This window comes from Streptomyces daghestanicus, assembly GCF_020521275.1.
Classification (GTDB): Bacteria; Actinomycetota; Actinomycetes; order Streptomycetales; family Streptomycetaceae; genus Streptomyces; species Streptomyces griseoviridis.
In genome coordinates, this window is the sequence record NZ_BNDX01000016.1 from 417,352 (window position 1) to 440,972 (window position 23,621).

General features: G+C 72.8%; 18 protein-coding genes. 5 read left to right on the top strand and 13 right to left on the bottom strand.

The window, feature by feature from the left end; genetic code table 11:
* Positions 1–19 precede the first annotated feature (19 nt).
* Both Sdagh_RS28650 and Sdagh_RS28655 read left to right on the top strand, forming a co-directional pair.
* A complete protein-coding gene (locus Sdagh_RS28650) occupies positions 20–1,849 on the top strand; it encodes a PIG-L family deacetylase (protein WP_190077317.1) in 1,830 nt (609 codons plus the stop codon).
* A gap of 8 nt (positions 1,850–1,857) precedes the next feature.
* The gene (locus Sdagh_RS28655; protein ID WP_226535924.1) at positions 1,858–4,494 is read left to right on the top strand and encodes a glycoside hydrolase family 3 protein; all 2,637 of its coding nucleotides are present in this window, start codon (positions 1,858–1,860) and stop codon (positions 4,492–4,494) included.
* 69 nt (positions 4,495–4,563) lie between these two features.
* On the opposite strand, the gene Sdagh_RS28660 is transcribed toward Sdagh_RS28655, so the two are convergent.
* From Sdagh_RS28660 to Sdagh_RS28700, 8 genes are all read right to left on the bottom strand, one after another.
* Positions 4,564–5,517: an aldo/keto reductase gene (locus Sdagh_RS28660; RefSeq protein WP_189420235.1), complete on the bottom strand. Its 954-nt coding sequence runs from the start codon at positions 5,515–5,517 to the stop codon at positions 4,564–4,566.
* 173 nt (positions 5,518–5,690) lie between these two features.
* Complete coding sequence (locus Sdagh_RS28665; protein WP_189420237.1) at positions 5,691–6,851, bottom strand: endonuclease/exonuclease/phosphatase family protein; 1,161 nt, start codon at positions 6,849–6,851, stop codon at positions 5,691–5,693.
* Complete coding sequence (locus Sdagh_RS28675; RefSeq protein ID WP_189420239.1) at positions 6,848–7,906, bottom strand: glycosyltransferase family 2 protein; 1,059 nt, start codon at positions 7,904–7,906, stop codon at positions 6,848–6,850. Before Sdagh_RS28675 ends, Sdagh_RS28665 begins: the two co-directional genes overlap by 4 nt.
* A gap of 21 nt (positions 7,907–7,927) precedes the next feature.
* Positions 7,928–8,869, bottom strand: a complete 942-nt coding sequence (locus Sdagh_RS28680) for a UbiA prenyltransferase family protein (protein ID WP_226535926.1) — start codon at positions 8,867–8,869, stop codon at positions 7,928–7,930.
* Positions 8,870–8,882: 13 nt separating this feature from the next.
* Positions 8,883–9,926: an NAD-dependent epimerase/dehydratase family protein gene (locus tag Sdagh_RS28685; protein WP_189420241.1), complete on the bottom strand. Its 1,044-nt coding sequence runs from the start codon at positions 9,924–9,926 to the stop codon at positions 8,883–8,885.
* A complete protein-coding gene (locus tag Sdagh_RS28690; protein WP_189420243.1) occupies positions 9,920–11,347 on the bottom strand; it encodes an aspartate aminotransferase family protein in 1,428 nt (475 codons plus the stop codon). The genes Sdagh_RS28685 and Sdagh_RS28690 overlap by 7 nt, the downstream gene beginning before the upstream one ends.
* Positions 11,344–12,291 (bottom strand): lysylphosphatidylglycerol synthase domain-containing protein, encoded by a 948-nt coding sequence (locus Sdagh_RS28695; protein ID WP_190077318.1) that lies wholly within the window; start codon positions 12,289–12,291, stop codon positions 11,344–11,346. The genes Sdagh_RS28690 and Sdagh_RS28695 overlap by 4 nt, the downstream gene beginning before the upstream one ends.
* Positions 12,291–13,505: a glycosyltransferase gene (locus Sdagh_RS28700; protein ID WP_504967640.1), complete on the bottom strand. Its 1,215-nt coding sequence runs from the start codon at positions 13,503–13,505 to the stop codon at positions 12,291–12,293. Before Sdagh_RS28700 ends, Sdagh_RS28695 begins: the two co-directional genes overlap by 1 nt.
* 300 nt (positions 13,506–13,805) lie before the next feature.
* Here Sdagh_RS28700 and Sdagh_RS28705 point away from each other — a divergent pair, with 300 nt between their 5' ends.
* Positions 13,806–14,894, top strand: coding sequence for a sensor histidine kinase (locus Sdagh_RS28705; RefSeq protein ID WP_189420250.1), 1,089 nt, complete (start codon positions 13,806–13,808; stop codon positions 14,892–14,894).
* Positions 14,891–15,601, top strand: coding sequence for a response regulator (locus tag Sdagh_RS28710; protein WP_226535928.1), 711 nt, complete (start codon positions 14,891–14,893; stop codon positions 15,599–15,601). Before Sdagh_RS28705 ends, Sdagh_RS28710 begins: the two co-directional genes overlap by 4 nt.
* Positions 15,602–15,671: 70 nt before the next feature.
* Here the strand turns inward: Sdagh_RS28710 and Sdagh_RS28715 are convergent, their stop codons facing one another.
* The 4 genes from Sdagh_RS28715 to Sdagh_RS28730 form a co-directional block, all read right to left on the bottom strand.
* On the bottom strand, positions 15,672–17,108 hold the full coding sequence (locus tag Sdagh_RS28715; protein ID WP_190007583.1) for a GH1 family beta-glucosidase: 1,437 nt from the start codon (positions 17,106–17,108) through the stop codon (positions 15,672–15,674).
* A gap of 187 nt (positions 17,109–17,295) precedes the next feature.
* Positions 17,296–18,207, bottom strand: coding sequence for a carbohydrate ABC transporter permease (locus tag Sdagh_RS28720; RefSeq protein ID WP_189420254.1), 912 nt, complete (start codon positions 18,205–18,207; stop codon positions 17,296–17,298).
* Between the two features lie 12 nt (positions 18,208–18,219).
* Complete coding sequence (locus Sdagh_RS28725; protein ID WP_189420413.1) at positions 18,220–19,227, bottom strand: carbohydrate ABC transporter permease; 1,008 nt, start codon at positions 19,225–19,227, stop codon at positions 18,220–18,222.
* A 5-nt stretch (positions 19,228–19,232) separates the two neighbouring features.
* On the bottom strand, positions 19,233–20,558 hold the full coding sequence (locus tag Sdagh_RS28730; RefSeq protein WP_190077319.1) for an ABC transporter substrate-binding protein: 1,326 nt from the start codon (positions 20,556–20,558) through the stop codon (positions 19,233–19,235).
* A gap of 648 nt (positions 20,559–21,206) precedes the next feature.
* Here Sdagh_RS28730 and Sdagh_RS28735 point away from each other — a divergent pair.
* Positions 21,207–22,262 (top strand): LacI family DNA-binding transcriptional regulator, encoded by a 1,056-nt coding sequence (locus Sdagh_RS28735; RefSeq protein ID WP_189420257.1) that lies wholly within the window; start codon positions 21,207–21,209, stop codon positions 22,260–22,262.
* Positions 22,263–22,311: 49 nt separating this feature from the next.
* Here Sdagh_RS28735 and Sdagh_RS28740 read toward each other — a convergent pair whose 3' ends face one another.
* On the bottom strand, positions 22,312–23,592 hold the full coding sequence (locus Sdagh_RS28740) for an RICIN domain-containing protein (RefSeq protein WP_190077320.1): 1,281 nt from the start codon (positions 23,590–23,592) through the stop codon (positions 22,312–22,314).
* Positions 23,593–23,621 lie beyond the last annotated feature (29 nt).

Genomic DNA, 23,621 nt, shown 5'->3' on the forward strand with positions numbered 1-23,621 from the left:
CCGTGAAGGGAGCAACCGCGTGACCGACCCGTCCTGCACCGTTGTCGTACCCACCTACAACCGGTCAGCCCTGCTCGCCCACACCCTCGACTCGCTGTGCCGTCAGCGGCTCGACGGCTCCGACCGCTTCGAGGTGATCGTCGCGGACGACGGTTCCGCCGACGACACCGAGCGGGTCGTCGCCGGCTACCGCGACCGGCTCGACGTGCGGTACTTCTTCCAGGAGGACGAGGGCTACCGCGTCGCCGCGGCCCGCAACCTCGGCATCGAGCACGCCCGCGCCGACGTCTGCGTGTTCGTGGACTCCGGGGTGATCCTGCACTCGGGCGCGCTCGCCGCCCACCTGGCCGCGCACCGGGAGAGCCCCCTGCCCACGGCCGTCGTCGGCTACGTGCGCTGCTTCAACGAGGGCAACGAGGACGGCGCGGAGATCACCGCCGCACTCGACTTCGCGGACCCCGACCGGTCGTTCGCCGAGTTCGCCGGGCAGGGCCGCTGGCCGGACATCCGCGAGGACTACTACGAGCGCTACGGCGAGGACCTCACCGTCCTCACGGCGCCCTGGCTGATGTGGTGGACGTGCGACGCGTCGGCGAGCACCGCCCTGCTGCGCGAGGTCGGCGGCTTCGACGAGGCGTACCGCTCCTGGGGCGCCGAGGACGTCGACCTCGGCTACCGGCTGCACACGGCCGGCGCCCGCTTCGTGCTGCGCCGCGACGCCACCGCGATCCACGTGCCGCACGCCAAGAGCTACGAGGAGAACATGCGGTCGGCCGCGGGCAACTACGCCTACTTCGCGGCGAAGTACGACACCCCGGTCGCCCGGCTGGTGGTCGACAACCACTTCCACGAGATCGAGGACATCCTGCGCTCCCGCGGCCTGGCCGCCGGCGAGGTCACCGACCGGGTCGGCACCGAGCGGCGCGCCATCGACGTACACGACACGGTGCGGGAGGCCGGGGAGCCGGCCGGGACCGGACCGGGAGGGGACGACCCGACGATGACTCCGCCCGTGCTCGGCGTGTGGACCTGGAAGGACCGCGAGGCGCGGCGCGACGCGCCCCGGGTGCTGGTCTTCTCGCCGCATCCCGACGACGAGGTGATCGCCTGCGGCGGCACCGTGGCGCGCTGGGCCGCGGAAGGCGCCCGGGTCCGGGTGGTGTTCGCCACCGACGGCGCGATGTCCCACTCGGCGGTGCTGGGCATCCACACCGACCCGACCCCCGCCGAACTCCGCGAGATCCGCCGCGAGGAGGCACGCTCGGCGGCCAAGGCCATGGGCCTGGACAAGGACGCGGCCCGGTTCCTCGACTACCCCGACACCCGGCTCGCCGACCACCTGCCCGCCTTCCGCGCGGACGTGCTGGAGGTGCTGCGCGAGGAGTCCGGGGTCACCCACGTGTACCTCCCGCACGAGGTGCGCGAACTCAACGCCGACCACCGGCTGACCGGCGAGACGGTGGTGTCCTGCCTGGCCGAGCTGGGACTCACCCCTGAGGTCTTCCGGTACGTGGTGTGGGACGAGCGCACCGAGGAGGAGTTCGGCTTCGTCAACCGCAACCCGGCGGACGGCGCGGGCGAGGCCACCGAACGGCTCGTCTCCTTCGACATCTCGCCCTACGTGGAGCGCAAGCACGCGGCGTTCCGCGAGCACCGCACCCAGGTCGAGCTGTACGCGCCGGGCCAGACCCGGGCGGTGGTGCCGCCGCCGTTCCAGGAACGGGTGTTCGCGGCCCGCACCGAGGAGTTCTGGGTCACCGAACCGGCCGCGCGGCCGGCCGGCGGAGCGGCCGGCGGAACCGGCGAGGCACCGGCCGCCGTCGCGGCCGGCACCGGCGAGGGAGAGTGACCGGCACCGTGACGACGACCCCGACGAGCCCGGCGGACCCGACCGCCCCCGCGGCCCCGGCGGCCGACGCCGGCCGCCCCGCGCCGGACACCGCTCCCGCCGCCCTGCGCCCGCTGACCGAGTGGCCCCGCCTCACCTCCGCGATCCCGCGCGATCCGGAGGTGGAGGCCCGGGTGGCCGAGATCCTCGGGCAGCTCACGCTGGAGGAGAAGGTCGGCCAGATGATCCAGCCCGAGCTGGCCGAGCTGACCCCGGAGGACGTGCGCGAGTACCGCATCGGCTCCGCGCTCAACGGCGCCGGCATCTGGCCCGGCGGCAAGCGCCACGCGAGCGTCGCGGACTGGGTGGACACCGTGGACGGCTTCTGGTCGGCCGCGGAGGAGGCGTGGCGGGACCGGCCGTTCCGCATCCCCTTCATGTGGGCCACCGACGCCGTGCACGGCCACAACAACGTCCACGGCGCCACCGTCTTCCCGCACAACATCGGCCTCGGCGCGACCGGCGACCCGGACCTGGTGCGCCGGATCGGCGTCGCCACCGGCCGCGAGGTCGCCGCGACCGGCATGGACTGGATCTTCGCCCCCACCGTCACCACCCCCCGCGACCGCCGCTGGGGCCGCTACTACGAGGGCTACGGCGAGGACCCGACCGTGGTGCACGCCTACGGACGGGCCATGGTCGAGGGCCTCCAGGGCGACGTGGAGTCGCTGCGGGCCGACGGCAAGGTGCTGGCCACCCTCAAGCACTGGATCGCGGACGGCGGCACCGAGCACGGCGCCGACCGGGGCACCGCCCGCGCCTCCGAGGACGTGCTCAGGAACATCCACGCCCAGGGCTTCCTGGCCGGCATCGAGGCCGGCGCGCAGAGCGTGATGGTCTCCTTCAGCAGCTGGGAGAACCCGGCCAACTACGACCACACGCCGGGCCGCGCGGAGCCTTACAACGACAAGGTGCACGGCAGCCGCTACCTGATCACCGACGTGCTCAAGGACGCCCTCGGCTTCGACGGCATCGTGATCAGCGACTGGGACGCGCACGCCGAGGTCGCCGGCTGCTCCGCCGGTGACGCCGGGTACGCCGTCAACGCCGGCCTGGACGTGCTGATGGTCGCCGGGCGCGAGGCGTGGCAGAGCGTGCACCGCAGCACCGTCCGCTACGTGCGCGAGGGCGTCATCCCGATGGCGCGGATCGACGACGCGGTCACCCGCGTGCTGCGCGTGAAGATGCGCGCCGGCCTCTGGGACAAGCCCCGCCCCCGCGAGCGGGCGCTGACCCGCTCCGGGGCCGGCGTCGTCGGCAGCGCCGAGCACCGGGCGCTCTCCCGCGAGGCCGCCCGCAAGTCGCTGGTGCTGCTCAAGAACGACTCCGGGCTGCTGCCCCTGTCCCGCACCGCGCGGGTCCTGGTGACCGGCAGCGCGGCCGACGACCTGAGCAAGCAGTGCGGCGGCTGGACCCTGACCTGGCAGGGCGACGACGTGGACCACGCGGACCTGCCGGAGGGCGCCACGGTGGCGGACGCGGTCCGCGCGGTCGTCGGCGCCGACCGGTGCGTGGTCGACCCGGCGCTGGAGCACGCCGACCCGGCCGGCTTCGACGTGGCCCTGGTCGTCCTCGGCGAGGACGCGTACGCGGAGATGCGCGGCACCCTCAAGCCCTGGCGCTCGCTCGGCTACGCCGACCTGAAGCAGTCCTACGCCCGGGACCTGGAGGTGCTGCGCCGGCTGGACACGGCCGGGCTCCCGGCCGTCTCGGTCTTCCTCACCGGCCGTCCGCTCTACTGCACGGAGGAGATCAACCTCTCCGCCGCCTTCGTCGTCGCCTGGCTGCCGGGCCCGTACGGGCAGGGCGTCACCGACGTCCTGTTCGCCCCCGAGCCGGGCGCGCCCGCCCACGACTTCCAGGGCCGGCTGCCCTCGTCCTGGCCGCGGACCCGGGACTCCGCCGCCGTCAACCGGGTCCCCCCGCACCTGCCGGACTACCGGGTGCCCCCCGAGGAGACGGCACCCGAGGGCCGGTACACCCCGCTCTTCCCGGTGGGCCACGGCCTGTCGCTGCGGGACACCGCCCCGGCCACCGGGACCCTGCCGGTCGACCTGCCCCCCGAGGCACCGCCCGCGCCCCCGGTGGACGGACCGCTGCGGGTGCTGGACGCGGCGGGCACCCCGTACCGGCTCAAGGTGGGCGGCCACAACACCTGGTCGCGGGTGGACGTCCCGCTGACCGGGCCGATGCGCTGCACCATCGTCCGCTCCGACCCGGCGCCGGCGCCCGAGGGCACCGGGCTGAGCCTGCGCTTCCTCGGCAACCCGGCCTTCTTCTACGCGGAGTCGCCCACCGGCGCCCCCGCCGACCTGCGCGGCCACCTGGCGGCCGGGGGACACGTGCGGTTCCTCGCGCGGGTGATCGAGCCGCCGACGCACGCGCTGTTCCTGGCCTGCCACGACGACTACCCCGCCCAGCCCGGCGTGGACCTGGCGCCCCTGCTGCGGCAGGCTCCGCCCGGGGAGTGGACGCGGGTGTCGGTGCCGCTGACCGAGCTGGCGGCGGCCGGGATGGACCTGCGCCACGTCGACGTGCCGTTCATGCTCTACACGGAGGGCACGGCCCTGCTGGAGATCGCCGACATCGGCTGGCGCACTCCCTGACCCACCAGGCGCACGACAAGGCCCGGCGTCCGGGGGGACGCCGGGCCTTCTCGCGGCTCCGTACGCCGGTCAGGCGGCCTCGTCCAGCTCCTTGCGGAGTTCCTCGGGCAGCTCCAGGTCGGCGGCGGCGAGGCACTCGTCGAGCTGGGCCACCGAGCTGACGCCGATGATCGGCACCACGGCGGGCTCCCCGCCGGTCAGCCAGGCCAGGACGGCCTGGATGGGGGTGACGCCCAGCTCGGCGGAGACCTTCGCGAGGGCCCGGAGCCGGCGGTCGGTGCCGGGGTGCGCGTAGTGCTCCGGCAGCGGCTTGTCCGAGCGGCCGTAGATGCCGAACAGCAGGCTGGTGTAGGCGAACAGGGTCAGGCCCCGGCTGCCGACGTAGTCCAGCAGTTCGTCACTGGCGTGGACGTGACCGCCCTCGGGCAGCACGGTGTTCGGCCGGGGCCGCAGGTAGGAGTAGCGCTGCTGCACCGCGGTGTACGGCGTCCAGCCTCGGGCCTCGGCGAGGGAGCGGGTCTCCGCCAGCCGCCAGGCGGTGTGGTTGCTGGCGCCGAGCACCCGGACCTTGCCGTCGGTCACCGTGCGGTGGAAGGCGGCGAGGGTCTCCTCGTCGGGGGTGTTCCGGTCCTCGCGGTGCGCGTAGTACAGGTCGAGGTGGTCGGTGCCGAGCCGGCGCAGGCTGCCCTCCAGCTCCGTGCGGATCACCTCCGCCCCGAGCCCCTCCGCCGCCCCGTCCGGGCCGGGCCCCGAGCCGACCTTGGAGGCCAGGGTCAGGGTGTCCCGGTTGCCCCGGTCCTTCAGCCAGCGGCCCAGCACGGTCTCGCTCTCGCCGCCGGTGCCGCCGGGCACCCAGAACGAGTAGCAGTTGGCCGTGTCGATCGTGGTGCCGCCGGCCTCCACGAACCGGTCCAGGACGGCGAACGCGGTCTTCTCGTCCACCGTGGTGCCGAACGGCATGGCACCCAGGCAGAACCTGCTCACCTTGGTTCCGGTACCGGCGTCGAGAGTGCGCTGCTGCATCGTTCCTCCGAGCTTCTTGCGTCGTGGGGCATGAGAGAACGCGCGCCCCGGCTCCCGCGGGTGGGCTCTCCGCAGAGTGACCCTAGGCGAACGGGGGCGCGCGGTACGGGACTTCACCGGGATCTGTCCTGTTCGGACAGGGCGTCGTACGACGAAGGTCGTACGGGCCGGGCTCAGTCGCCGGGCAGGGACAGGGTCAGGGTCTGGGCCCGGTGGTCGGACATCCCCCCGCTGTCCACCATCCGGTAGGTGTGCACCTTCACCGCGTCGCTGGTGAACGCCCAGTCCAGCCGCCACAGCGACGGCCCGCCGGCCGGCCAGGAGACCGGGTAGAGCCGGTCGGAGGCCGGCAGCGCGTCCCGCAGCCGGTCGCCGAGCCCGCGCAGCTCCCCCATGGCCGAGGTGGCGTTCATGTCACCGGCCAGCACCACCGGCAGCCGGTTGCGGTCCAGGTCGGCCTCCAGGACCCGGTAGGCGGCCTGCCGGCGTTCCTCCTGCGCCCGCATGAACGCGGTGAACTCGTCCGAGGCGGGGTCCATGGAGATGTCGAGCTGCACCGGGACGTGCACGTTGTAGAACGTGGTCAGGCGGCCGTCGATCCGCAGGTCGGTGCGGAGCACCTTGTACCGGTAGTAGTCGGGGAAGGTCCCGTCGGGCGGCATGCCGGTGCCGTCCTCGGGCAGGTAGGGCCAGCTGTCCAGGCCGTGCCAGTCCTCGATGGGGTAGCGGGACATGGTGAGGATCTCGCCGACGGCCACCACGTGGTACCCCGGGAAGCGGGCCCGGAGTTCGGCCACGTGGTCCGAGCGGATCGGGCGGTGCCCGGGGACGTCCCAGGAGACCTGTTCCTGGAGCAGGTAGACGTCGGCGCGCTGCTCCTCCAGGAAGCGGTAGAAGGTCTCCGGGTCGTCGCTGTCGCTCCAGTACTCGGTGTTCCACGAGAACACCCGGACCGCGCCCGGCGGGGTGGCCGATCCGCCGCCCAGCCCCGGCAGGGCGTAGAGGTTCAGCCCGACCAGGGGCAGCGCCAGCAGGACGCAGCCCAGGGCCGCCGCGGCCAGCCGCACGCGGGCGCCGCGGGCCAGCGGGGTGAGCAGCAGCAGGAGCAGCGGCACCGCGACGAACGTCAGCGGGGGCATCAGCTCCAGCGGCCGCCACCACCAGTGCTCGCCGGTGAGGGCGTAGAACAGGGCGAGGAACGCCGTCCACAGGACCAGGCAGCCGGTGAGCAGCCGGGCCGCCCGGCGGCCGGTCCGCCGCCGGGGACGCGGCGGACCGGGCGGTTCCCCCGAGGACCCGGTGGCCCGGGTGCCCTCGTCGAGGGAGGTGCTCATGCCGTCATCCCCGGCCGGTGCCGCGACGCGCCGACGACCCGCTGCTCACCGGTCTCCTCCCACTGCGGCTCGTACAGCCGGCGGAAGCGGCCGGACACCAGCCAGTGGACGGTGCCCACCGCTATGCCGGTGGAGATGGCCACGTTGGTGGCGAACGCCACCGAGGCGAAGACCGGCAGGAACCGCCAGCCGCGGCGCTTGAGGACATAGCGGTACATCGCCAGGTCACCGGTGAACGAGGCGCCGGCCAGCACCACCGGCACCGCCAGCCACGCCGGGCCGAGCAGGGCCAGCGGCAGGGTGGCCACCGCGCCGAACGCGGCCACCGCCGCCATCGACCGGGACGCGGTCTCGAACCCCTTGGCGAAGCGCCGCCGCTGGACGAACAGCGGGATGCGCAGGTGCGCCCGGCGGTACAGCTTGCGCAGCAGGGGCAGCAGCTTGTCGTCGTCGTCATGGCGGCCCAGCACGTGCGGGGTGACCCGGATCTGGTACCGCGCGGACATCCGCTGCCCGTAGTCGACCTCCTCGGTCTGCCGGAGCCGGGGGTTGAAGGGGCCGACCTCCTGGAAGACCTTGCGGGGGATCGCGGTCAGCGAGGAGAACAGGAAGCTGACCGTGCCGAGGGAGTCCATCCGCCAGCAGTACGCCTGGAGGATGCGGCACTCCTCGACGACGCTGTCCCGGATCAGCGGCTCGTCCTCGTAGATGCCGCACACGGCACCGTACTCGGGGTGGGCGAGCAGTTCGTCCACGGCCTTCTCGACCGCGTCGGGGCGCAGCGCCACGTCCGAGTCGACGAAGAAGAGAATCTCCCCGCGGGCCGCGGCGGCTCCGGTGTTGCGGGCCACGGCGACGCCGCTGTTGCGGGGCGTCGTGAGGACGGTCACGTCCCGGCGGCGGGCGATCCGCAAGGAGTCGTCGGTGCTGTGGTCGTCCACCACGATCACTTCGAGCGGGCTGTACGTCTGCTGGAGCGCCGCGTCGATGCACAGGCCGATCGAGTTCTCGTAGTTGTAGTTCGGGATGACGACCGACACGAGGGGTCGGGACACTGGGTTCCTCCTGAGGGGGTGTTACCGGTAGTGGGTGGCGAGGAGCGTGCCGCCGAGCAGCACCGCCCAGAGCAGGGTGTTGACGACCATGGCGAGGTCGCGCACGAGGATGCGGGTCGGCTCGCCGCCCTTGCCCTGGACGTGCAGCAGTTGCAGGTAGCGGGCCATGGCGAAGAGCGCGAACGGCGCCGAGCCGAGCACGGCCAGGTCCGAGTAGTGGCTGCCGGCCGACTGCTGGAGGTTGAGCAGGAAGGCGACCACGGTCACACAGGCGCACAGCCCGATCAGATGGTCGAGGTAGGGCACCGAGTAGCCGCGCAGGGCCGGGCGGTGGGCGACACCGCCCGTCACCATCTCGTGCCGGCGCTTGCCGAGGACGAGCATCAGGCAGAGGCAGAACACCGAGACCAGCAGCCAGCTGCGGATCTCCGTGCCGGCCGCCAGGTGCCCCTGGATGACCCGGAGGCCGAACCCGGCGCTCACCACGAACACGTCGAGCAGCGGTACGTGCTTGAGGCCGCGGCTGTAGACGAGGTTGAGGGCGAGGTAGACGGCGACCGGCCACCAGGCGTCGACCGGCCCGAGCAGGGCCGCGCCCGCCAGCAGCAGCGCGAGTGCGGTCCCGAAGGCGGTGGCCGTGCCCACCCCCACCCGGCCCGAGGCGATCGGCCGGTCCCGCTTGGTCGGGTGGGCCCGGTCGCGATGACGGTCGTACAGGTCGTTCCAGACGTACACCAGGCTGGACGCCAGGGTGAACAGCACGATGGCCCAGGCGACGCGGCCCAGCAGTCCCGGCGGCGCCGTCTGCGCGTCGAGCAGCGCGAGCGGCACCACCAGCAGGTTCTTCGGGAACTGGCCCGGCCGGACCAGCGTCAGCAGATCACGCGGCAGGCTCCGGGACGTCCGGGCCGGCGGCGGTGCCGGCAGGGCGGTGTCCAGGGGCCGGTTGGCACTCGTCGTCACGATCTCTCCCCGTTCAGAAGAACGCTTTGGCCAGGCCGAGGGCGCCCTGTTTCCACGGCTCCCGGCTGGTCCGGCCGGCGGACCGGGGCGCCGCGCCGGCGGCCCGGTTCTCACGCCACCAGCGGTAGGTGCCGAGGATGGCGTCCTGGTTGGACAGGCGGGGCTTCCAGCCGAGCACCTCGCGGGCCTTGTCGATGCTCACGTAGGAGTCGGCCCGCAGCTTGTGGACGAGCCGCCCGTACACCGGCGACAGCCGCAGCCGGCTCAGCGTGTCCAGCGCCAGCACGGCGGGCCCGGCGGGTATGGAGACCAGCCGCTTGCCGTGCCCGGCGGCGTCCAGCACCGCCTGGAAGTCCTCGCGCAGGGTGCCGAACTCGGCCGCCGCCAGGTTGAAGGTGTCGCCGGCGACGTCCGCCGGGGCGTGCAGCGTGGTGGCCACCGCGTCGACCAGGTCCTCGATGGCGAACATCTGGATGCGGACGTCCCCCCGGCCGAGCACCGGGAAGTTGCGGCCCTCCTCCGCCCATTCGAAGAGCATCGCGAACAGGCCCATCCGGCCCGGCCCCACGAACGTCTTGGGGCGCAGGATCGGTACGCACATCCCGCGGGCCCGGAACTCCTCGGCGACCACCTCCGCGCCGGCCTTGGCGCGGCTGTAGGCGTCCACCGGGCGGCGCGGGTAGTCCTCCGTGGTGGGCACGGTGTCGGGCAGGCCGTACACCGCGGTGGAGGAGACGTGGACCGCGCGTTCCAGCCCGGCGGCCTCGGCGGCCCGCAGCACGGTCCGGGTGCCCTCGACGATGATGGAGCGGATCTCGTCCTCGGGGTAGCTGGGCAGCGCCGCGGCGGTGTGCACCACGGCGTCCGCGCCGTTGAGCGCGGTCCGTACCCGGGCCCCGTCCCGTATGTCCGCGGTCAGGTACTCCACGCCGGGCACCGCTTCCACCGGCGGGCGCAGGTCGAGGCTGCGCACCTGGAGGCCGGCCGCGGCGAGCGACCGGGTCAGGTTGCCGCCGAGCATGCCGCTGCCGCCGGTCACGACCACCTTGTTCACCACAGCGACGACACCTTCTCCTTGACGAAACGGGTGACGAGCCGGGACATCCCCGAGGCGAGGGTGCGGTCGAGCCGCTCCAGGAAGTGCTCCACCTCAGCCGGGGTGGCCACCAGCGGCGGGCCGGCGACCAGGGGGTTCTGGCCGTTCAGCGTGTAGTAGGCGTAGATGTCGTGGTCCTGGTACAGCGCGTTGATCACGGCGCAGGTGACCACCTTGGTGCCGAACTGCGGGTCCTTCGCCAGCCCGCCCGGGGCCAGCTTCCCGACCAGGTCGAACAGCGCGGGGCTGCCGAGGAAGACACCCCACAGGGCGCCCGCCCCCCGGACGTCGGTGACGATGTCGGAGTGCTCCTTGGCGATCCGCTCCAGACCGGGGCCGAGGACCTTCTCTATCGCGCGGGCGCGGGCGGGGAAGTCCTCCTCCACGGCCACGTTGATGGCCTCGATGGCGGTGGCGCACTCCTCGCCGAAGCCGTAGTAGGTGGTGCTGGTGCTCTGCAGCAGGGCGTCGTGCAGGCTGTCGTACGCCTTGCGGAAGACCGGGCGGCGGGCGACGAACGCGGAGATGGAGGACTTGCCGCCGCCGAAGGACTTCGACGTCGTCACCACGTCGGGCACCAGGCCCGGGTAGCGCATGAAGTAGAACATCGTCCCGGTCTTGCCCCAGCCGGTGTAGATCTCGTCGAAGATCAGGACGATGTCCTCCTGGGTGCACAGCTCCCGCAGGCCGCGCAGGAACTCCTCCGAGCACCAGCGGATGGTGGAGGCGCTGAACGGCTCGATGAGCAGGGCGTACACGTCGGAGCGGCCCTTGCCGTCGCGGGTCGCCTCGACGGCCGCCCGCACCGAGTCCAGGTCGCCGTAGGTGAAGGTGGACACGCCGGGGATGCCGGGGAAGGCGAAGTGGTTCTGCGAACTGCCGGTGAGGCTGCCGGAGCCGAGCAGCTTGCCGTGGAAGCTGATGTCGCTGCGCAGCACGGTGTTGCGCCGGCCGTTGTGGTACTTGTACGCCAGCTTCACCGCGCCCTCGACCGCCTCCGCGCCCGAGTTGGGCAGGAAGGACATGTCGAGGTCGCCGGGGAGGACGGCGGCGAGGTTGTGCGAGAGCGCCGCCAGGTAGGGCGAGAAGTAGGTCTTGTGGACCTCCATCCGCTGCTGCTCGGCGAACTTCCGGCGGGCCTCGATGATCCGCGGGTGGTTGTGCCCGTGGCTCAGGACGCCGACCCCGCCGGTGAAGTCCAGGACGCGGCGGCCGTCCCGGGTGTGAACGTAAGCGCCCTCGGCCCGGTCGATCAGTTCGCGGCCGAACCCGAACGAGGTCATCAGGGCGACCTGGCTCTTGCTGACGTACTGGCGGTAGAGGTCGTGCACCTTGTCGACGGACAGCGCTTCGGCGTCCTCGATGCTCATCAAGCCGGTCATGCGGTGGTCTCCTTCCGGAGGGACGGGGAGGGGGCGGGGGAACAGTGGCCGCCCAGGCCGGTCACGCCCAGGGCGGCGCCGGCGGTGGCGAGTTCGGCCACCAGGGTCAGCACCCGGCTGACCAGGGCGGTGGCGACGGCGGCGGACAGCGGCAGGACCGTGGCCAGGGCGGGTACGAGGATCAGCTCGCGGACGCCGGCCCCGTCCGGCGCGAACACCGCGAGGGTGCCGCCCACGGCGGCGAGGGCGAAGCCGCCGACCGCGGCCGGCAGCGCGGGCAGCGGGTCGGCGCCCAGCAGCAGCGCCGTCACCCACACGTGCAGGCCCGACAGCACCCAGGAGCCGGTCTGGTAGGCGAGGGAGCGGCGCAGGTCCCGGGGCCGGCCCGGGGACGGGGGAGGGTTCCGCCGGGCGACCCGGGCGGCCAGCACCGCGGACCGGTGGACCAGGTCCGGCCGGACCAGCAGCGCCGCCAGCGGCACCAGGGGCACCAGCATCCACCAGACCCCCTCGTCGAAGAGGGCCGGCGCGACCAGCATGCCGACCGCGCCGCCGGTGAGCAGCACGACCACCAGGTTGACCACGTAGGTCCCGGCCATCTGCGCCTTGCTGGCACCGGCCTGCTCGCCCATGCGCAGCTGCGCGATCAGGCCCCACACCCGGCCCGGTACGAACTTGCCGAGGAAGCCGACGAAGAACATCCGGACCCCGGCGCGGGCGGGCACCGGACCCGCGATCGCGGACAGCGTCAGCAGCCAGGACCGGGTCCCGCACAGCAGCCCGGCCGACGTGACCACGACGGCGCCCAGCAGGGCCGGGACCGAACCGGGGTGCAGCAACTGCGCGAGCACCGACCAGTCCTGGTCGCGCAGGGCGAGGCCGACCCCGGCCAGCACCGCGACCGCGAACAGGACGACCAGGACGCGGCGCCACACCACGCTCATCAGGAACTCGCCCCCGGCGCGGCGGGCAGCGCCCGGCGTCCGCCCAGCCGGCGCACGGCGCCGACGACGAGCCCGGCGGTGATGGCCCACTGCGCGAGCAGGTGGACGCCGAGGAAGTACAGCAGGAACCGGGTGCCGCGTTCCCGGCGGACGAACCCCGCGAGCCCCGGGTCGGAGACCAGGAAGAGGGCGAGGAACAGCAGCGGCACGGCGGCCAGCAGCGGCGCCGCGAACACCGCGAACAGCAGGGGCAGCGTGGCGGCGAACAGCGTGGCGCCGACCACCCCGGGCAGCGGGTTGACCACCACCCCGCCGGAGCGCATGCGGTGCGCGCCGGCGAACCCGGCCAGCGGCAGCGAGCGCCGGAACTGCTCCCGCAGCATGTCCGCGAGCCCGGCGCAGTCGTCGTGCCGGCCGACCACGGTGTCGGTGAGCCGGATGCCCGCCACCCGGGCCAGGCGGTCGCTGTACTCGACGTCCTCCGCGTCGCGCAGGCCCTCGTGGAACGGGCCGGCCGCGGCGAACACCTCGCGGCGCACCGCCGCCAGCGCGAAGACGGCCGTGCCGACCCGGCCCACACTGCGCCTGCGCCACCAGTGCGCGTGCAGCACGCGGTAGTGCTCGACGGGGCCGTCGTCGAAGAGCGGGCGGGTGTCGTAGGTGCCGTGCACCAGCCCGCAGTCGGGGTCCTCGCGCAGCACCCGCAGGGCGTTCTCGATGGCGTCGGGGCGCAGGGCCACGTCGGAGTCGACGAAGAAGAGGATGTCGCCGCGCGCCTCGCGGGCGCCCCGGTTGCGTACCGCGGAGACGCCCTTGTTGCCGCCGCCCTCGACGAGCCGGCACGGGTAGGACGCGGCGATCTCACGGGAGCGGTCGGTGGACGCGTCGTCCACCACGATCACTTCGAGGGGCCGGTGGGTCTGCGCGAACACCCCGTCCAGGCAGGCGGGGAGGGTCTTCTCGTAGTTGTAGTTGGGGACAATCACCGACACTGTCGGTCGATCCGGGTTCATGTGCGGTCCGTTTCGGCGAGTGAGGCGCTGAGGACGGTGGGGCGTGTGCCGCCTCGGGTGAAAGGTAGGGACGGCCGGGGAACCCGCGACAGTGGCAACCGACGTACGCCCCTCCTTGGCGCGGAAAGTGCAGGGCGGGCCTACGACCTTGGGCGTACGGTGGGTGCACGAAGGCGGGGGCGCGTGACCGAAAGGTGGCAGGCGGGCCGCGGGGGCGGGGCAGGGGCGTGTGGCGCGTTCGTCACGCCCGCGACACCGAAACGCTGTGTGACGTTCGCATGGCCGCGCGCGAGACGGTGTGGCGGAAGTCGAACAGAGGGCCTAACGTAACGATCCGAATTTGGCTCATCACGCGCTGGTGGGTGTGAGCCGCGGAGATCGGTCAAGGGCGGGAGTCGGCCGACGGCCTGTGGGGGCGAGCCGTGCCGGCCCGCTCGCACGGGGTGGTCTGGGAGCGCTCCCAGCAAGGAACGTCTCGGAGTTTAGGGGGATTTACCGTTGTTGATACGCGCGGCAGACGCCGACTCGTACCGTGGTCTTCCCACCGTCCACCCCGTCCACGAGGAGATCTGCAGGGCGATCCGCCACGCCCTGCGCGAGGACGGCAACGATCTGGCCGCCCGGCCCGACGCCATCGACGAACTGACCGCCCAGGCATGCGCCGTCTTCGACGAGGTCGTCGCCGTGGTGACGCGCGACGCGACGTCCGGCGCGTCCCCCGGCGCGGCGGCCGTCGGCGACCCGGCCGTACCGCCGGGCGCCGGGGACCAGCTCCGGCGCGGCCTGGACTGGGCGCACTCGCTGCGGGCCGGGACCGCCCTGTTCGAGGTGATGCTGCCCATCGCCCTGCGGGAGCTGTCCCCGGCCGACGAGACCGCCGCCGCCCGCGTCAGCGTCCTCCTCCACCAGGCGGTCCTCGCCCGGGTGGTCCGCGGGTCCCTGGCCCGCATGACCTCCCTGCCGGACCGGGCCCTGGCCCTGCGGCAGGACGAACGGCGGCACATCGCCCGGGAGTTGCACGACCGCGTCCTGCACGAGATCGGCCTCGCCCTCCAGGGCATCGACATGCACCAGTACCACGCGGAGTCGTCCCCCGCGCTGGCGCGTGCCAAGCTCAACCGGGCGGCCGGCCTGCTCCGCCAGGCCGTGTACACGCTCCAGCACTTCACCACCGAGTTACGAAGATCGGTCGGCGAGGGCGGCCTGGAACGCGCCCTGCGCTCCTATCTGGACACGCACGCCGACCCGGCCGTGGACATCACGGTCCGCACCAGCGGCGACCTCCTCGCGCTGCCCCCGTACGTCAGCGAGGAGGCCTATCTGATCCTGCGCGAGGCCGCGCGCAACGCCCTGCGGCACGCCGCGCCGTCCCGGCTCGACCTGACCGTCGAGGTGACGGACGGCACCCTGTACGCGGCGGTGACCGACGACGGCTGCGGCTTCCTGGTCGGCGCCACCCCGGGCGGCAACGGCCTGTCGTCGATGCGGGAGCGGGCGAAGGTCCTGGGCGGGGAGCTGACGCTCTCCAGCGCGCCCGAGGTCGGCACCGTCGTCGAGGTGCGGGCGCCGCTGTGGGAGCGGGACCTGTGAGTGCCCCGGCGGTGCCCGTGGTGCGGATCTGCCTCGCCGACGACCACACGCTGATGCGCGACGGGCTCAAGGAGATGCTGCACACGGCGCCGGGTTTCACCGTGGTGGGCGAGGCGTCGACCGGCACCGAGGCGGTGGCCCTGGCGACGGGGCTGCGCCCGGACGTGGTCCTGCTGGACGTGGAGATGCCCGGGCCCGGCGCCGCGGAGGTCATCCGGCGGATCACCCGGGCCGTGCCGAAGACCCAGGTGCTGGTCCTGACGATGCACGACGACCCCGACATGGTCCGCGAACTGCTGGAGACGGGAGCCGCCGGCTACCTGCTCAAGACCGTCCCGCGCGAGGAACTGATCGGCGCGGTGCGCTCGGCGGTGCGCCGGGACTCGGACAGCGTGGTCCTGGTCGTCTCCCGCCAGACGGTGGAACAGCTCGACCGGCAGCGCTCCCGGGAGCGGGCGGTCCAGCTCACCGCCCGCGAGCTGGAGGTCCTGCGGCTGGTCGCGGAGGCGCTGAGCAACGCCCAGGTGGCGGAGCGGCTGTTCATCACGGAGGCCACGGTGAAGCGGCACCTCACCAACATCTACGGCAAGCTCGACGCGGTGTCGCGGGTGGACGCCCTGCGCAAGGCCGCCGCCGCCCGGCTGATCGACGCGGGGCGGGACGGCGGCCCCTGGAGCCGGCCCGGCGACCCGGCCGGCGTGCGCTGACCCGGGGCCGCCGGGGCGCGGCGCTCACCGCGAGCGCCGCGCCCCGGGCCGCGGCCCGGACGGCGGTCCGTCAGACCGCCGGGACGTCCGGGAGCGTGCCGGACCGCGCCGCCCGCCCGTACCAGTGGCCGCTCGCCTTCGGCGTCCGCTCCAGGGACGCGTAGTCGACGTAGACCGCGCCGAACCGCTTGGCGTAGCCGTACGCCCACTCGAAGTTGTCCATCAGCGACCACAGGTAGTAGCCGCGGACGTCCACGCCGTCCGCGATGGCCCGGTGCACCGCCGACAGGTGGGCGTGCAGGTAGGCGATGCGCTCGGGGTCGTACACCTGGCCGTCGGAGTCGACCTTGTCGTCGTAGGCCGCGCCGTTCTCGGTGATGTACAGCGGCACGCCGGGTGCCTCCCGGGAGTAACGCGTGATCAGCTCGTGCAGGCCGCTCGGGTCGATGGTCCAGCCCATCTCGGTGCGGTCGCCCGGCGTCTGGTGGAAGGCCACGTCGTCCGCGCCCGGCCACGGCGAGTGGGTGCTCGTCCCGTGGCCGTCGGCGCGCGGGCCCGGCGCCGCGGCGTCCCCGGCCGACACCAGCGTCGGCGTGTAGTAGTTGAGGCCGAGCCCGTCCAGCGGCTGGTGGATGGCCTGGAGGTCGCCGTCCTGGACGAACGACCAGTCGGTGATGGACGAGGTCGCCCGCAGCAGCGTCGCCGGGTACGCCCCGTGCAGCATCGGGCCGTGGAAGACGCCGTTGGCCAGGTCGTCGATCTTCTGGGCCGCCGCGAGGTCCGCCGGGTCCTGGGACAGGGTGCGGATCACGGAGGAGTTGAGGCTCACCGCGACCGAGGCGCGGGCCGGGAGCACCGACCGCAGCGCCTGGGTGCCCAGGCCGTGCGCCAGGTTGAGGTGGTGCGCGGCGCGCAGCGGCGCGAGGGTCCCGGTGCGGCCGGGGGCGTGCACGCCGGAGCCGTAGCCCAGGAAGGCGCTGCACCAGGGCTCGTTGAGGGTGATCCACTGCTCCACCCGGTCGCCGAGCGCCTCGCCCACGATCCGGGCGTACTCGGCGAACCGCGCCGCGGTGTCCCGGGCCGGCCAGCCGCCCGCGTCCTCCAGCTCCTGCGGCAGGTCCCAGTGGTACAGGGTGATCGCCGGCTTGATCCCGTGGGAGAGCAGCTCGTCGACGAGCCGGCGGTAGAAGTCCAGGCCGACCTGGACGGCGGGGCCCCGGCCGGTCGGCTGCACACGCGACCAGGAGACCGAGAAGCGGTAGGCGTTCAGGCCCAGGTCCGCCATGAGCGCCACGTCGTCGCGGTAGCGGTGGTAGTGGTCGACGGCGATGTCACCGGTGTCGCCGTCGGCCGTCTTGCCGGGGGTATGGCTGAAGGTGTCCCAGATCGAGGGGGTACGGCCGTCCTCCCGCACCGCGCCCTCGATCTGGTACGCGGAGGTGGCGGCGCCCCAGAGGAAGGCGGGCGGGAAGGTCACCGGGGTTTCCGGAGTCGTGTGGTCAGGCATGGAAGCGCTCCCATGGGGGGTAGGAAGACCGGCGGATGGCAGAGGAAACGGGGGGAGGGCCGGGGCGGCGGTGACCCGGCCCTCCTGCGAACGCGGACCCGCACGCGGAGGTGACGGCGTACGCGAAGGCGAACACGAAGGCGACGGCGGGGGCGGCGGACGGCCGGCGGGGTGCGGGAGCCGGGCGTCAGCCCTTGACCGCACCCTGCATGATGCCGCCCACGATCTGCTTGCCGAAGATCGCGAACACGATCAGCAAAGGCAGCGTACCGAGCAGCGCGCCCGCCATGATCAGTGCCTGGTCGGGGGTGAAGCCGCGGCCCAGGCCCGCCACCGCGACCTGCACGGTCGGGCTGCCGTTCTGGGTGAGCACCAGGAACGGCCAGAGGAAGTCGTTCCAGGTCTGTACGAACATCAGCATGCCCAGCACCGCCATCGCGGGCCGGGCCGCCGGGAACACCACGTGCCACACCACGCGCCAGCTGCTCGCGCCGTCCACCCGCGCCGCCTCGATGATCTCGTCGGGCAGCGCCTGGATCAGGTACTGCCGCATGAAGAACACACCGAAGGCGCTCACCAGCGACGGCAGGATCACCGCCTGGAGCTGGTCGGTCCAGCCCAGCTCGGCGACCATCATGTACAGCGGGATGATGCTGAGCTGCGGCGGCACCATCATCGTGCCGATCACGACCAGCATCAGCGCGTTGCGGCCCTTGAAGCGCAGCTTGGCGAAGGCGAACCCGGCGATCGTCGACAGGAAGACGATGGTGACCGCCGAGATCCCCGCCACGATGGTGGTGTTGAGGAACGCCTCACCGAGGTTGGCGTCGGTCCAGGCCATCTCCAGCTTGTCGAAGAGATTGGCGCCGAACCACAGGGGCGGCGGGGTCTGCGCCAGCCGCTGGTTGTCCCGGGAGGCGGCGATCGCCGTCCACACCAGCGGCGCCAGCGAGCCGAAGGTGAACAGCGCCAGGATGAGGTACGCGATCGGACCGGCGTGCAGGTGGCCGCCGGCGCGGGACGCCTTGGAACGCGGGGTCCGCCGGGGCGGCGGGGGCGGTGCCGGTTCGGCCGGGGGTTTGGTCAGGGTCGTCGTCACGGCCGGTTCTCCTTAACTACTGGCGCGCAGCCGGCGCGAGATGACGGAGTTGACGATCCCGATCACGATGAGGATCAGGAACATCGTCCAGGCGATCGCGGAGGCGCGGCCCAGGTGCTGGTTGACCCAGCCCTGCTCGTACAGGTAGAGCCCGAGCGTCTGGAACTGGTGCTGGGAGCCGCCCGAGGCGCCCTTGGTGGCGTCGAACAGCAGCGGCTCGCCGAACACCTGCGAGGCGCCGATGGTCGACACGATCACCGTGAACAGGATCGTCGGGCGCAGCGAGGGCAGCGTCACGTGGACGAACTGCCGCCACCGGCTGGCACCGTCCAGCGCCGCCGACTCGTACAGGTCCTGCGGGATCGCCTGCATCGCGGCCAGGTAGATCAGCGCGTTGTAGCCGGTCCAGCGCCAGATGACGATCGAGGAGACGGCGAGCTGGGAGGCCCAGTGGTCGTTCTGCCAGTCGATGTTGTCGATGCCGACGAAACCCAGCACCCAGTTGATCATGCCGTAGTCACGGCCGAACAGCAGGACGAAGACCAGCGACGCGGCGGCGATCGACGTCGCGTACGGGGCGAGCATGACGACCCGCCAGAAGGTGGACGCCCGCAGCTTGTAGTTGAGGATGTGGGCCAGGCCCATCGCCATCAGCAGCTGCGGCACCGTCGAGATGATGCCGATGGTCAGCGTGTTCTTCGCCGCGTTCCAGAAGAAGTCGTCGTCGAAGATCCGGGTGTAGTTCTTCAGGCCGACCCAGCTCATGTCGGTCGGCGCGGTCAGTTCCACCTGGTGCAGCGAGGCCCAGCCCGTGTAGATCAGCGGGAACAGGCCGAACGCGATGAACAGCAGGAAGAACGGCGAGACGAAGGCGTACGGGCTCCAGCGCATGTCCCGTTGCCAGCGCCGGGAGAGCCGGGCCCGCTTCTTCGCCGCCTCGGCGGGGGCCCCGGCCGGGGGACGGCCCGGGGCCGCGCCCCCCTTCACGGGGGACGCGGCGGTGTCGTGCTCGGTTGCCATTCCGGTCACTGGTCCAGGTTGTTGTCGATGGTCTTGGTGGCCGTCTCCCAGGCCTCCTTGGGCGACTTGCCCTGCGTGACGAGGATGACGCCGTTGTCCGTCAGACCCTGCTGGATGATCTGGTCCTTCGGGCCGATGATCTGCGCCGGGATGTCCGCGGCGGCCTTGGCGAAGATCTCACCGATCGGCGAGTCGCCGGTCATGGTGTTCTTCGCGCCGGTCACCTGCGGCAGCTCGTACGCGGCGGGGGCGCTGGGGAAGCTGCCCATCACGGAGAACAGCTTGGCCTGCTGTTCCGGCGCGGTCAGCCAGGTGACCAGCTTCTGCGCCTCCTCGACGTTCTTGCCGCTCTTGGGCACGGTCAGGAAGGTGCCGCCCCAGTTGCCGGCCTTCGGCGCCGCGGCCACGTCCCACTTGCCGGCCGAGTCGTCGCTGGACTTGGCCTTGATGGTGCCGAGCATCCACGGCGGGCAGACCACGGCGGCGAACTTGCTGTTGGCGATGTTCTGTTCCCAGGCCGGCTGGAACTGGGTCTGCGGCTGGACCAGGCCCTCCGCGGCGGCCTTCGCGGTCAGGTCGAAGGCGTTCTTGACCGCCGGGTTCTCCTTGTAGACGACCTTGCCCTCGGCGTTGTAGAACTTCCCGGACTCACTGCTGAGGATGGCGTTGATCAGGCCACCGGGGGAGTCCATGAAGGTCGTGCCGCTGGGGGCCTTCTCCTTGTAGTCCTCGCCGACGGCGACGAGCTTGCTCCAGTCACCCGCCCACAGCTTGCCGACCGCCTCGCGGTCGCTCGGCAGGCCCGCCTTCTCGAAGAGGTCCTTGCGGTAGCAGATGGCCATCGGGCCGATGTCGGTGCCCAGGCCGACCGTCTGGCCGCTCTTGGTGGTGGCCTGCTTCCACTTCCAGTCCAGCCAGTTGCTGCTCTTGACGCCCTCGGCCTTGGACAGGTCGACCAGCTTGTCGGCCTGGGTGTTGACGATCTCGGCGATGTTGCCGACCTCGACGGCCTGGATGTCCTGGAGGCCGCTGTTGGTGGTCAGGTGGTTCAGCAGCGGGGGGTAGTAGTTCTCGTTCCGCTCGATGACGGTCTCTTCGATGTGGACATCGGGGTTGAGCTTCTCGTACTCCTTGTAGAGCCCGGCTTCCTTGAAGCCCTGGGTTCCGAAGAGGCCGAGGGAGATCGTGGTCTTGCCGTTGCCACCGCCGGACGACGTGCTGTCCTCGTCGCCGCCGTCGTCGGCACAGCCGGCCAGCAGCCCGGCGCCCAGCGCGGTCACGGCCGCGATGGCCAGCGCCCGGCGGGCGGTTGTCGTGCGTGCTGCTCGCATTGCTCCTCCTGTTGCCCTGACGTGCCGACCCCCCGGCCAACTGCTCTGTTGGGCCCGTGTGTTACTCGTCGATCTACGCTGCGGCTCGGGCGGGGAACGTGCGGGATATGTAAGTGCCAGGTACTGTGGGAGCGCTCCCACATGTGATGAGTTGAAGAGTCGTCGGTTCGCGCAAGGGTGTCAAGGGAGCGGACACCGAGAAGTGCGTTCAGTTATCGGCCTGTTAACTGGACGGTGACGCGGACGGAGACGGACTGTGCCGGGTCGGTTGCGGGGGGTCCGGAAGCGGGGGCGGGGGCGGGGGTGCGGGGCGGTCGTGGACGGGGCGGTGCGCGATCGAGGACGGGCGGGTGGCCGGAGTGGCACCGGTCGGTGCCAGTCCGGTCCCCGGCCCGGTGACCGCCCGGCGCCCGGCCCGGGACCGACGCGACCCAGGACGGGGGCCGACGCGGCCCCGACCGGGGACCGGCGTGCCCCGGCCGCAGACCGATGCGGCCCCCTGGCCGGGTACCGGCGTGTGCCCGTCCGGGGACCGGTGTGCCCCCGGACGGGAGCCGTGTCGGTCCCCGGGCCGGTCATCAAACCGGACGAGCCTGTTAAATTCCAGGCCAGCCGCGAAATGCGGGGTGTCGACGGGAGGCAGTGCCGATGGCAAGCCACGGAACGCGTGGGCGAAGCGGTGGCCGGCCCACCCTCGAAGAGGTGGCGGCCCGCGCCGGGGTGGGCCGCGGCACCGTCTCGCGGGTGATCAACGGCTCGCCCCGGGTCAGCGACGCCACCCGCGCGGCCGTCGAGGCGGCGGTCGCCGAACTCGGCTACGTCCCGAACACCGCCGCCCGCGCCCTGGCCGCCAACCGCACCGACGCCATCGCCCTGGTCGTGCCCGAACCGGAGACCCGTTTCTTCTCCGAACCGTACTTCTCCAGCATCCTGCGCGGCGTCGGCGCCGAACTGGCCGACACCGAGATGCAGCTCCTGCTGATCTTCGCGGGCAGCGACCGGGAGCGGCAGCGGCTCGCCCAGTACCTCGCCGCGCACCGGGTGGACGGCGTCCTGCTGGTCTCCGTGCACGCCGACGACCCGCTGCCCGACCTGCTCACCCAGCTGGAGATCCCCGCGGTGATCAGCGGCCCGCGCTCGGCCGCCGAGTCGCTCGCCTCCGTCGACTCCGACAACTACGGCGGTGCCCGCTCCGCCGTCGAGCACCTGCTCTCCCGGGGCCGCAGCCGCGTCGCCCACATCACCGGCCGCCTGGACGTCTACGGTGCCCAGCGGCGCGTCGACGGCTACCGCGACGCCCTGCGCGGCGCGGCCCTGGAAGTGGACGAACGCCTCATCGAACCGGGCGACTTCACCGAGGAGGGCGGGCGCCGCGCCATGACCGAGCTGCTGCGCCGCCGCCCCGACCTGGACGCCGTCTTCTGCGGCTCCGACGTGACCGCGGCCGGCGCCCGCCAGGTCCTGCGCGAGGCGGGCCGCACCATCCCCGGCGACGTGGCGCTGGTCGGTTACGACGACTCGGCCATCGCCCGCCACATGGACCCGCCGCTGACCAGCGTCCGCCAGCCCATCGTGGAGATGGGCCGGGCCATGATCGACCTGCTGTTCACCGAGATCGCCGACCGGCGCACGGCCGCCGCCCGGGGCCTCCAGCGGCACCAGGCGGTGCTCGCCACCCAGTTGGTGGAACGCAAGTCGTCCTGACCCCGGCGCGCCACGGCCCGCCGGGTCCAGGAGGACGCGCGCGGCACGGTCAGGCGAAGACCCAGCGCTGCGCGGTGTACTCGTTCTCCCCACAGGTCATCACCTGAAGATCGGCGTCGTCGCCGGCGGACGCGCCGCCGTTCACCCCCAGGCACAGGTTGCTGACGAGATTGCGCAGCGCGTACGTGCCGCCCGCGCGCGGTTCCAGGTACCAGAGGTGGTTGTCGGAGCGGGTGGTGTTGCAGGGGTACTCGGTGACCTTGGTGCCCTTGCCGACACTGCCGTAGTTCGGCAGGTCGAAGCAGAGCCCGTCCTTGACGTTCTTGATGACGAACAGGCTCGCCCCGCCGGGGCCGCCCCCGGCGTCCACCACGTTCAGGTTCCACTGCTGGTTGTCGGAGCCGCCGTCCCGGCAGATGTACTGCCGTACGGGACCGTCGACCGTGCCCTTCCCGTAGGCGGGGACGTCGGCGCACTTGCCGGTCGCGGTGTTCTTCAGCAGGACCGCCGACTGGCCGGAGGCGGCGTTGGCCAGGTCCCGGGCGGAGGGCCCGGTGTCCTTCACCGCCGGCTTCTCCTCCGTCGACGAGTTCCTGCCGCTCTCCTCCTTCTCCTGCTTCTTCCCGCTCCGCGCGGTCTTCCCGGCGGCCGGCGCGTCCTGGACCCGCTCCGGCTCCGCTCCCTGCACGGCGGCCTGCGCCCCGGCGGGCGAGGGGGACACCGAGGGCGACGCGGACGCCGACGCGCTCGGCGAGGGAGAGGCGGACCCGGCCGGGGCGGCGGGCAGCTCGGGAGCGGACGGCCTCGGGTCCACGGCCGCCGCGCTGACCGTGCGCTCCTCGTCGCCGTCCCCGCCCAGCGCCGACACCAGGAACGGTACGGCGATCAGCAGCGCCCCCGCGACACCGGCCGCGGCGAGCAGCGGGCCACGGGGGCGCCCCACGACCCTCCCGGCGGACGCGGACGCGGACGCGGGCACGGGGGCGCCGGGGGTGTCCGCGGCCTGGGGCGACGCCTTCTCGGGCTTCGCCGCCTCCGGTGCCGTCACCTCCTTGGCGCGTACGGGTTCCTCCGCGTGTACGGGTTCCTCCGTGTGTGCGGGTTCTTCCGTGTGTGCGGGTTCTTCCGCGCGTATCGGCTCCGGGGCAGCCGGTTCCGGCGCGGGCACCGGCACTGCGGGAGTGGGAGCGGGCGGGGCGGCCGGAGCGGAGGCGGCGGCGCGCGGGCCGAGGCGGGGGCCGGGGTCCTGCGCCGGCGCCGGGACGGCCACCGCCCGCCGGACGGCGACGGGGGACGCCGGCCCGGAGGGCGGTTCGTTCTGACCTGGCATGAACACTGCTCCTTGTCGAGGGTGGGGCG